6 protein-coding genes are annotated in these 10164 nt (G+C 70.1%); 3 read left to right on the forward strand and 3 right to left on the reverse strand.

All coding sequences use genetic code 11. From position 1 onward, the window contains the following. The first annotated feature begins 40 nt into the window (after nucleotides 1-40). Complete coding sequence (locus ACIBGM_RS20935; RefSeq protein ID WP_360536103.1) at nucleotides 41-2431, forward strand: lamin tail domain-containing protein; 2391 nt, start codon at nucleotides 41-43, stop codon at nucleotides 2429-2431. Nucleotides 2432-2493: 62 nt separating this feature from the next. Further along, nucleotides 2494-2910: a peptide-methionine (R)-S-oxide reductase MsrB gene (msrB, locus tag ACIBGM_RS20940; protein WP_360536101.1), complete on the forward strand. Its 417-nt coding sequence runs from the start codon at nucleotides 2494-2496 to the stop codon at nucleotides 2908-2910. Between the two features lie 20 nt (nucleotides 2911-2930). Here msrB and ACIBGM_RS20945 read toward each other — a convergent pair whose 3' ends face one another. The 3 genes from ACIBGM_RS20945 to ACIBGM_RS20955 all read right to left on the reverse strand — a co-directional run bounded on the left by ACIBGM_RS20945 (nucleotide 2931) and on the right by ACIBGM_RS20955 (nucleotide 7742). Continuing rightward, nucleotides 2931-4316, reverse strand: coding sequence for an adenylate/guanylate cyclase domain-containing protein (locus tag ACIBGM_RS20945; protein WP_396386490.1), 1386 nt, complete (start codon nucleotides 4314-4316; stop codon nucleotides 2931-2933). Then, nucleotides 4309-6033 (reverse strand): FAD-dependent oxidoreductase, encoded by a 1725-nt coding sequence (locus ACIBGM_RS20950; RefSeq protein WP_396386491.1) that lies wholly within the window; start codon nucleotides 6031-6033, stop codon nucleotides 4309-4311. Before ACIBGM_RS20950 ends, ACIBGM_RS20945 begins: the two co-directional genes overlap by 8 nt. 113 nt (nucleotides 6034-6146) lie before the next feature. Next, a complete protein-coding gene (locus ACIBGM_RS20955; protein WP_396386492.1) occupies nucleotides 6147-7742 on the reverse strand; it encodes a M4 family metallopeptidase in 1596 nt (531 codons plus the stop codon). 158 nt (nucleotides 7743-7900) lie between these two features. Between ACIBGM_RS20955 and ACIBGM_RS20960 the strand changes: the two genes are divergently transcribed. Beyond that, nucleotides 7901-8992: a DNA polymerase domain-containing protein gene (locus tag ACIBGM_RS20960; RefSeq protein ID WP_396386493.1), complete on the forward strand. Its 1092-nt coding sequence runs from the start codon at nucleotides 7901-7903 to the stop codon at nucleotides 8990-8992. The last annotated feature ends 1172 nt before the right edge of the window (nucleotides 8993-10164 follow it).

Here is a 10164-nt window from a genome sequence, read left to right on the forward strand (position 1 = left end):
GGACCTTGGCCGGGACTGGCGCCGATGTGAGAATCCGGCCATGTCTGCCCAGTACCGACCACGGCGCCGCCTGGGCGCCCTCGTGGTCACCTCAAGTCTCGTCGTCACCGGCGTCGCGATCGGCATCGTGGCCGCTCCGGCGGACGCCGCCTCGTCCACCGTGGTCATCACCGAGGTGTACGGCGGTGGCGGCAACAGCGGAGCGCCGTACACCAACGACTTCATCGAGCTGACCAACAACAGCTCCTCGCCAGTCGATCTGACCGGCTGGTCGGTCCAGTACGCGTCCGCCGCCGGCACCACGTGGGCAGTCACCCAGCTCACCGGCAGCCTCGCTCCGGGCGCGGCCTACCTGGTGCAGGAGGGTGCGGGTGCCGGCAACGGCCAGCCGATGCCGACCCCGGACGCGACGGGCAACATCATGATGTCCGCGGCGTCGGGCAAGGTGGCTCTGGTCTCCTCGACCACCGCGCTGGCGTGTGGGGCGACCTGCTCGACGGCCGCCGGCGTGGTCGACTTCGTCGGGTACGGCGCCGCCAACGACTTCGAGACCGCCGCGGCGCCGGGGCTGTCCAACACGACGTCGGCGACCCGGAAGGTCCCGACCACGGACGCGGACAACAACGGGACCGAGTTCGCCGCGGTCAACCCGTCGCCGAAGACGCTGACCTCGACGCCGCCGGACCCGGACCCGATCGACGCCAAGATCCACGACATCCAGGGGTCGGCCCACCTGTCGCCGCTGAACGGCAAGCTGGTCGGCAACGTCACCGGCGTGGTCACCGCGAAGAGCGGCAACGGCTTCTGGTTCCAGGACCCGCAGCCCGACGCCGACCCGGCGACCAGCGAGGGCCTGTTCGTCTTCACCAGCTCCGCGCCGACGGTGAACGCCGGCGACGCGGTGTCGGTCAAGGGCACGGTCGCCGAGTTCCGCCCCGGCGGCTCGGGTGGGACCGACAACCTGACCACCACCGAGCTCACCAACGCGACCGTCACCGTCACCGGCACCGCCGCGGTCCCGGCCGCGACGATCGTCGGCCCGGGTGGGCGGGTGCCGCCGTCGACCGTGATCGACGACGACTCCAACGGTGACGTCGAGACGACCGGCACCTTCCAGCCGGCCACCGACGGCATCGACTTCTGGGAGTCGCTGGAGGGCATGTGGCTGGGCATCAACGAGCCGCAGGTGACCGGCCCGACCAGCTCCTTCCGCGAGCTGTCCGTCGTACCGGCTGGCTCGAGCGTGCGGACCGTCCGCGGCGGCATCGTGCTGCAGAAGGCCGACAGCAACCCCGAGCGGGTGCTGCTGGACGACGTGCTGACGCCGATTCCGGACGCGAAGACGGGCGACAAGCTGGCCGGTGTCGTGACCGGTGTCCTGGACTACTCGTTCGGGAACTTCAAGTTCCTACCGACGCAGTCTCCGACGGTTGTCGACGGCGGCGTCCAGCGGGAGACGACCAAGGCGTCGTCGCCGCTGCAGGTGTCGGTGGCGACGTTCAACGTGGAGAACCTGGACCCGTCCGACGGCGAGGCCAAGTTCGACGGGCTCGCCCAGGCGGTGGTGCGGAACCTCGCCTCGCCGGACATCATCGGCCTGGAGGAGGTGCAGGACAACGACGGCGCCACCAACTCCGGTACGACGGCCGCCAACGTGACCCTGGACACCCTGGTGGCCGCGATCGTGAAGGCCGGCGGACCGACGTACGCGTGGCGGCAGATCGACCCGGTGAACAACGCCGAGGGCGGCGAGCCGGGCGGCAACATCCGGGTCGCGTTCCTCTACCGCACCGACAAGCCGGTGAAGTTCGTCGACCGGCCCGGCGGCGGCTCGACGGTCCCGACCACGATCGTCACCGACCGGTTCGGCCGGCCGCACCTGAGCTCCTCGCCCGGTCGCGTCGACCCGGCGAACCCGGCCTGGGCGGCCGCCCGGGTCCCGCTGGCCGGTGAGTTCACCTGGCACGGGCAGAGCCTGTTCGTGGTGGTCAACCACTTCAGCTCGAAGGGCGGCGACGACCCGCTCTGGGGCCGGACCCAGCCGCCGGTCCAGGTGACCGCCGCCAAGCGGCACCAGCAGGCCGAGTCGGTCCGCGGGTTCGTGGACCAGATCCTGGCCAAGGACAAGGGCGCCAACGTCATCGTGCTCGGCGACATCAACGACTTCGACTTCTCCGAGACCACCGACATCCTGGTCGGCTCCGGGAAGACGGCGCTGATCGACCTGCCGCGGACGCTGCCGGTGCCGGAGCGCTACAGCTACGTGTTCGAGGGCAACAGCCAGATCCTGGACCAGATCCTGATCTCGCAGAACCTGAAGCCGGCCTCGTCGTACGACATCGTGCACATGAACTCCGAGTTCCCGGACCAGATCAGCGACCACGACCCGCAGGTCGCGCGCGTCGTCCCGCTGCCGTCCTGGGTGCGCTGACGGGACGCTTACGTCGGTCGCCCGGGCGAGGTTTTCCTTGCCCGGGCACCGATACTGGAGTCGTGACAGATGACACCAAGCAGTACGCCGTACAGAAGTCCGAGGCGGAGTGGAAGGCGCAGTTGACGCCCGCCGAGTTCCACGTACTGCGCAAGGCCGGCACCGAACGGCCGTTCACCGGTGAGTACACCGACACCAAGACGGTCGGCGTGTACAAGTGCCGGGCGTGTGACGCGGAGCTGTTCCGGAGTGAGACCAAGTTCGACTCGCACTGCGGCTGGCCGTCGTTCTTCGCGCCGCTGGCCGAGGACCGGGTCCAGTACATCGAGGACTCCACCCTCGGGATGAAGCGGGTCGAGGTCCGCTGCGCCAACTGCGGGTCCCACCTGGGCCACGTCTTCGAGGGCGAGGGCTACGGCACCCCGACCGACCTGCGCTACTGCATCAACAGCATCAGCCTGACCCTCCAGCCCGCCTGAGCGATCAGGCGTCGCAGCGGTCAGGTTTCCGGAGCGGTGAGGGCGACCAGGCGGTAGACCTCGAGCGGTTCTGCCTTGCCTTTGAGCTCCAGGCGGCCCAGCGACTCGGTGACAGCCTCGGGGAGGAGGGCCTTGGTGGCGGGGCCGATGGCCACGCTGCCGCCTGGGGCCTTGCCCTCGATCCGGGACGCGACGTTGACGGTGTCGCCGATGACCGTGTGGGTGCGGCCGCCCTCGGTGCCGAGCAGGCTGACCGAGGCGACGCCGCTGTTGATGCCGACCCGGAACCGCGGCCACTGCGGATGCGCCATCTGGACGGCAGTGGCCGCCTCCTGAAGCGCCAACCCGGCTGCGGCGGCCCGCTCGGCGTGGTCCGGCTGGTCGCCGCGCTTGTTGAAGGTCACCATCAGCGCGTCGCCGATGATCCGGTCGACGTCGCCGCCATGTCGCCGTACCACTGGAGGTACGACGACCTGGAAGTACGTGTTCAGCATGCCGGTGACCTCGGACGGGTCGTGGTGCTCGGAGAACGTCGTGAACCCTTGCAGGTCGGCGAACAGCACACTCAGCTCCCGCCGCCCGGACACCGTGTCCTCGAGGTAGAGGTCCGCGAACCGCTCCTCGTGCCACTGGAGCCGCACGCCGACCACGACCAGGACGAACGCGGCGAGCATCAGCACGTGCCACTCCCACCACGACAGCGCCCAGTTCCGCGCGAACACCAGCGCGACCATCGCCTCGGCGAGCAGGACGAACGCGGCGACCATCGACAGCAGCATCAGCGACGGCCGTTCCCACCAGGTCCGCATGTACCGCCCGGCCGCGATCGCGTAGAGCAGGATGGCCGGTACGGCGAGCGCCGCCAGGATCCCGTCCGCAGCCTCCGGTACGGCGGTGCCGTGCAGCGGAGGTAATCGCAGCACCGAGGCCAATGCCCACAACGCCATCAGCGTCAGCAACCCAGCACGGAGCCAACGCCCCCACCGCACCGCGGAGGCGACCCGATCACCGGAGAAGTTCAGGCTCGACAACACCGCGAACACCGACGCCAGCGCCACGCCGACCGGGGTCGCGAGGGTGAAGCCCGCGTTCGGTGTGTCGAGCAGCACCTTCGGCGTCGCCAATGCGTGCAAAGCGAGGAAGCCCGCCGCCGACAGGAATGCCAGGGAGACCAGCAACACCCGAGGATCGCCCCGCCGCACAGCCGCTGCGCCGGTCCCATACGCGAGTACGGCGCTCAGCACCGCCGTCGCCAGCACCAGCCAGAAGTGCGCCGGGTGATGCTGCCAGTGCACGTCCAGCTGTGGTCGCTGCAGCAGCAGGAACAGCCCTGCCAGCGGGAGGAGCAACGCCAGGGCCGTCAGGCCGACCATCGCCGGCGTGTAGACGAACCGCCGTTCAGGCATCGGCAGTGACCTTCAAATGCGTGTGGACCTGCGACACCACCACCGAACCCTCGCCGACCGCCGACGCGACGCGCTTGACCGACCCACACCGCACATCGCCGATCGCGAACAGGCCCGGCAGCGTGGTCTCGTAGGGCTGTGGCGGCCGCGACTCGTTCCACTGTGGGTCAGCGGCGGCATCCGACCCGGACAGCACGAACCCACGCGAGTCCCGGCCGACCTTGTCCGGCAACCAGTCCGTGCCCGGCACCGCGCCGATCATCACGAACAGGCCGTTCACGGGCAGCGACTCCTCGTCGCCGTTCCGCCGGTCCCGCAAGGTGATGTGCTCCAGCCGACCGTCGCCGCCACCGCCGACGACCTCGCTGTTCGCCCGCAAGGTCACGTTGGGTGCGGCATCGATCTCATCGATCAGGTACTGCGACATGCTCGCCGACAGGTCGTTGCCACGGATCACCAGCGTCACGTGCCGGCAGTAGCGGGCCAGATGCAGGACGGCCTGTCCGGCCGAGTTCCCGCCGCCGACCACGCAGGCGTCGCGCCCTTGCAGACCATGGGCTTCCGACACGCTCGCGCCGTAGTACACGCCGTTGCCCATCAGGTCCTCGAGCGACGGAACGTCCAGCCGTCGGTACGAAACTCCGGTCGCGAGGACGACCGCGCGGGCCGTCACCTCACCCACATCCCCGATCACTGCGCGGAAGTGGTCGTCGACCTTCTCCAGCGAGACGATCGACCGCATAAGCACGAAGTGTGCGCCGAACACCCAGGCCTGCTGGTACCCGCGCTGGGCGAGCTCCGAGCCCCGAATGCCGCGGGAGAAGCCCAGGTAGTTCCGGATCAGTGAGCTCGTCCCCGCCTGCCCGCCGATCGACTCCCGCTCCACCACGAGCGTGCGCAATCCCTCGGACGACGCATACACAGCCGCGGCCAGGCCACCCGGACCGGCGCCGATCACCAGCAGGTCGAAGGCGTTCTCGCCGTCGGCCAGCGTCGTCGGAACACCCCAGGCCTCGGCGATCTCCGCATCGGTCGGATCATGCAGTACGGCGCCGCCGACAGCCGGCATCCACACCAGCACACCCTCACCGGGATCCGGCTCGCCGATCCACTGCAGCGCGGCCTCCGCCAACGGCGAACCGCTGACCCGGAACGCGCTCGGAATGCCGTTACGCGCCAGCAGACTGCGGATCGCCTGTCCCCGGACGGAGTGGTCGGACGCGATCACCACGACCTCGCGCAGGTTCGCGACCTCGTACCGCGACCACTCCTGGATGAACTCCGCGACCGTCCGGTGGAACAGCTCGTCCCGCTCGATCCACGGCTTCAGCACGTAGTAGTTGATGTCGCCGACCGACATCGCGGTCAGGATCGCCGCGGCCGTCGACCGGTCCGCCCACGACCCCCACTCGACCAGCAACGCCCGCCGAGCGTCCGGATGCAACGTCCGCGACAGGTCGAAGATCGCAGCCCGCTCGGCGTCGGCCAGCGCATGGTCGACCAGTACGACGGCTACCCGCTGCTCCAGCTCGTGCGCGAGCCGCAGGCAGTCGGCCCCCGCGGTCGCGGTCAGCTCGCCGCGCACGCGGAAGTCCACGCCGAACGCGCGCTCGAGCTCTGTCTCACTTCGTTCCAGCCGCATCGGATCGGCATCGACGACCAGCAGAAGCGGCCGTGCCTCACGCAGGCTGGGCCTGTCCCCGGGTTCCCCTCCCATGCTTGCGACGGTAGGTGCGCGCGCACCGATGGGCAATGGAGAAAGCGCTTGTTCGCCGGTCCTGTCCGCCCCAGTGGGACAGGACCGGCGAAACTCGAACGCAGCTCAAGCCGTCAGTTGACGCTGACCGCGGACCACGCGGCGGCGACGACTGCGCGCTCGTTGCTGGTTGCGCCGTACAGGTCGGTGGCCGCGTTCAGCGTTGCGGTCCGGGCCTGCGCGTACGTCGTACCCGTCGTCATGTAGGTGGTCAGCGCGCGGTACCAGATCTTGCCGACCTTGTCCCGGCCGATGCCGGTGACGGTGGAGCCGTTGCAGCTCGTGGAGTTGTGCGGCAGGCCGCCGAACTCCTTGGCGCCGGTGCCCTCGGCGGCGAGGTAGGCGAAGTGGTTCGCGACGCCGGAGGAGTAGTGCACGTCCAGGTTGCCGACGCCGGAGTAGTAGCAGTCGACCGAGTTGCCGTCCTTGCTCGGCTTGTCCATGTACCGCAGGGCCGGCCGGTCCTTCATGATCTCCTCGCCGATGTAGTAGTCACCGGGGTCGGAGGCGTTGTCGGCGTAGAACTCGACGAAGGTGCCGAAGATGTCGCTGGTCGCCTCGTTCAGGCCGCCGGACTCACCGGAGTAGGTCAGGTTCGCGGTCGCCGTGGTGACGCCGTGGGACATCTCGTGACCGGCAACGTCGATCGACACCAGCGGACCGGCCACGACGCCGTCGCCGTCGCCGTACGTCATCTGCCTGCCGTCCCAGAACGCGTTCACGTAGTTGCTGCCGTAGTGCACCCGGCTCGGGACGCCCTTGCCGTCGTTGAAGATGCCGTTCCGGGCATGCTGGGTCTTGTAGTAGTCCCAGGTCTTCGAGGCGCCGTAGTGCGCGTCGACCGCGGCCGTCTGCCGGTTGGTGTTCAGGCCGTTGCCCCAGTGGTTGTCGGCGTCGGTGAACCGGGTCGGCACCGGGCATCCGAAGCCGAAGATCTGGCACAGGATCGAGTCGGTCTTGTTGTTCGCGTCGGCGGTGTAGCCGTTGCCGCGGGTCGGGTCGGTCAGCGTGAAGCCGCCGGTGGCCGGGGTGCTCTCGATCGGCACGGTCCCGCTGTACAGGCTCTGTCCGTCGCCGGAGGCAGTGTGGATGTGCTGCTCAGAGACCAGCCTCGCCCCGGTCAGTGCGTCGATCGTGGTGGTCACGTGGCTCGGCGTACCGTCCGCCTGCGTCCCGCCGGACGCGACCAGGTAGGCCAGCCGCGGCGTGCCCTTGCGGGCCTCGATCACCAGCGTCGGCTTGCCCTCGGCCTGCTGTCCGCGGGTCAGCGCCTTGGCGGTGGCGCTTGCGACGCTGATCTTCGGCGTCCGGCTCACGTCGGCGCTGCGGCTCAAGGTCAGGCTGGCGCCCTTGAAGGCGCCGTCCTTGGCCTGGTGGACGACGACGTCGCCACCGAGGACCTTCAGCCCGCCGATGGTCCGGTCCATCCGGACGTGGCTGGAGCCGTCGGCGTCCACGATGACGTCCCGGACGACGAACGTGTCGGCGCCGGTGGCCTTCAGTACGGCGAGATTGTCGCCGATCGCGGCCTTCGCCCGGGCGACGGCCGCGCTGGGGCTGGGGACGGGGTCTGCCGTCGGCGCACCGTTGGCGGTGGTGGCGCTGGTCAGACCGAGGGCGGTAGTGGTCGCCACTGCGGTGGCAGCGGCGAACAGGGCGGATCTGTTCATCCTCGCGCTCCTTGTTCGGCGTCCCGGGGGCCTCACGCCCCGGGAACGAGGTGCAGGAACGTTACCGCTCGGTCACCTACCGTGGCCAGAGGTTGGGAAAAGTTGTCTTTCCGGCGGAATTCGCCGGGTTTGTCCGGGCCGGGCGGTAGCGTCGCGGCATGGCGAAGAGCACAGCCGTGATGCTCACGGTGGGGGAGCGCGAGGTCCGGGTCTCCAGCCCCGAGCGGGTGGTCTACGAGGCGACCGACTGGGCGCCTGAGGTCACCAAGCTGCAGGTCTGCGAGTACTTCGCCGGGGTGGCCGACGCGTTCATGAAGGCGTCCGGCGACCGCCCGGTCGCCCTGGAGCGCTGGCCCGGCGGCTGGCGTGAGGGCATGACGCTGTCGGTCGACTCGATCGGCCGGCAGACGGGCGACGGCTTCTACTCCAAGCGCCTGCCGAAGGGGGCGCCGGAGTGGGTCGAGACCTGCCGCGTGCTCACGCCGAACGGCCGTCCGATCGACGAGCTGTGCCTGACCGAGCCCGCCGCCGCGGTGTGGGCGGCCCACATGGGCACCCTGACCTTCCACCCATGGGCCGTCCGCCGCAGCGACCTGGAGCATCCCGACGAGCTACGCATCGACCTCGATCCGCAGCCCGGTGCGACGTTCGCGGACGCCAGGCAGGTGGCCGGCGTCGCGCGCGAGCTCCTCGAAGAGCTCGGGTTGCAGGGCTTCGCGAAGACCAGCGGCAACCGGGGCATCCACATCTACGTCCGGATCCGCCCCGAGTGGAGCTTCGACGAGGTCCGGCACGCCGCGATCGGCCTCGGCCGCGAGCTCGAGCGCCGCGACGACCGGGTGACGACGGCCTGGTGGAAGGAGGAGCGCGGCGAGTCCTCGATCTTCCTCGACTTCAACCAGAACCTCCGCGACCGTACGGTCGCCGGCGCCTGGTCCCTGCGGCCGCGGCCGGGTGCTCCGGTCAGTACGCCGCTGACGTGGGAGCGGCTCGCCGAGGTCGACGACCCGCGGGCGTTCAACCTGCACACGGTCCCGGAGTACCTCGCCGACGGCGACCCCTGGGCCGGCATGGACGACACGGCGTACCCGCTCGACGCGCTGCTGCGGCTGTGGGAGGAGCTGCCCGGCGGCGAGCTGAACTTCCCGCCCGACTACCCGAAGATGCCGGGCGAGCCGCCGCGGGTGCAGCCGAGCAAGAAGGTCGCCGAGCACTGGGACGAGCACGGCAACCGGATCGTGCCGGACTGACACGTCGCGCTGCTCCCGCACGCGGACTGCGGTTACGCGTGCTGCGGCAGGCGGACTGTGGTTACGGGTGCTCCGGGCCGGCGGACTGTGGTTACGGGTGCTGCGGGCCGGCGGACTGTGGTTACGGGTGCTGCGGGCCGGCGGACTGTGGTTACGGGTGCTGCGGGCCGGCGGCCTGTGGTCGCGTGCTGCTGCAGGCGGAGTGTGGGGGCGCGGCTCCGGCTGCTTGATCGTGCTAGTCGTGGTGGTGTGCGTCAAGGGCGCCTTCGGCGTCCGCTGCGCGGATCTTCGACCCATGACCCACACCACCACGACCAGGGAAGGACGCAGCTGTTCCGGAGCAGCTCACCCGAGTGGTCGCAGTCGGGCGTGGATGCGGGGGACGGCTGTGGACGGGCGGCTGGTGTGTAGGGACTGGTGGGAGGGGTCGGTGGGGTTGGCCGGCCGGTTGTGTGGTGTGGCGGGGTTTGTGTTCGCTGGCGGGTTACAGCGGGGCAGCGGCGACAGAAGGCGCCAGCGGGATGCCACCGGCGGACTCGTCCGGGATGTGACCGGATTTGTCCGGATCCCGGAAGCCATGGTCGAAGCACCGAGGGCTTGAACAGGTACCGGGGTCCTCGGACATGTCATTGCCTGTCCGAGGTCCCCAGAGGGTGTTCAAGCCCCCGGGACATGACCGGGTCGGACCAGCATCCGGACGAAACCGTCCACCCACCGACACCACCGCGATCACAGGAAGCAGCCAGGCGATCGACGACAACCTCACGCCAGACGACTCCACCGGACATCCGGCCCCTGGACCCGACCAGGCCCCGACCTGAGCCCCCGATCCGATTCACCCGGCTGACCACCCTGACAAACCCGGCGCCAACCACACCGGCTCACCGCATCCACCCCGAGCACGTGACCATTCGGGTGAGCTGCTCCGGAACAGCTGCGTCCTTCCCTGGTCGTGGGGGGGGGGGGGGGGGGGGGGGGGGGGGCGGCGCGGCGGCCCGGGGGGGCCCCCGGGGCCCCCCCCCCCCCCCCCCCCCGCCGCCCCCCCCCCCCCCCCCACCCCCCCCCCCCCCCCGGGGGGCGCCCCCCCCCCCCCCCCCCCCCCCCAACGCGGGGGACTAACCCTCGAGGGCTGCTCGGAGTTTGCCGGCGTATTCGGAGGCTTCGGTTTCGTC

The sequence above is a fragment of the Kribbella sp. NPDC050470 genome, assembly GCF_044458365.1.
In the GTDB taxonomy this organism is placed as follows: Bacteria; Actinomycetota; Actinomycetes; order Propionibacteriales; family Kribbellaceae; genus Kribbella.

Bases quoted from the DNA above. Each gene is read 5' to 3' on its own strand.
- ACIBGM_RS20935 (WP_360536103.1), top strand. From the start codon at position 41: ATGTCTGCCCAGTACCGACCACGGCGCCGCCTGGGCGCCCTCGTGGTC.
- ACIBGM_RS20945 (WP_396386490.1), bottom strand. From the start codon at position 4,316: ATGCCTGAACGGCGGTTCGTCTACACGCCGGCGATGGTCGGCCTGACG.
- ACIBGM_RS20950 (WP_396386491.1), bottom strand. From the start codon at position 6,033: ATGGGAGGGGAACCCGGGGACAGGCCCAGCCTGCGTGAGGCACGGCCG.
- ACIBGM_RS20955 (WP_396386492.1), bottom strand. From the start codon at position 7,742: ATGAACAGATCCGCCCTGTTCGCCGCTGCCACCGCAGTGGCGACCACT.
- ACIBGM_RS20960 (WP_396386493.1), top strand. From the start codon at position 7,901: ATGGCGAAGAGCACAGCCGTGATGCTCACGGTGGGGGAGCGCGAGGTC.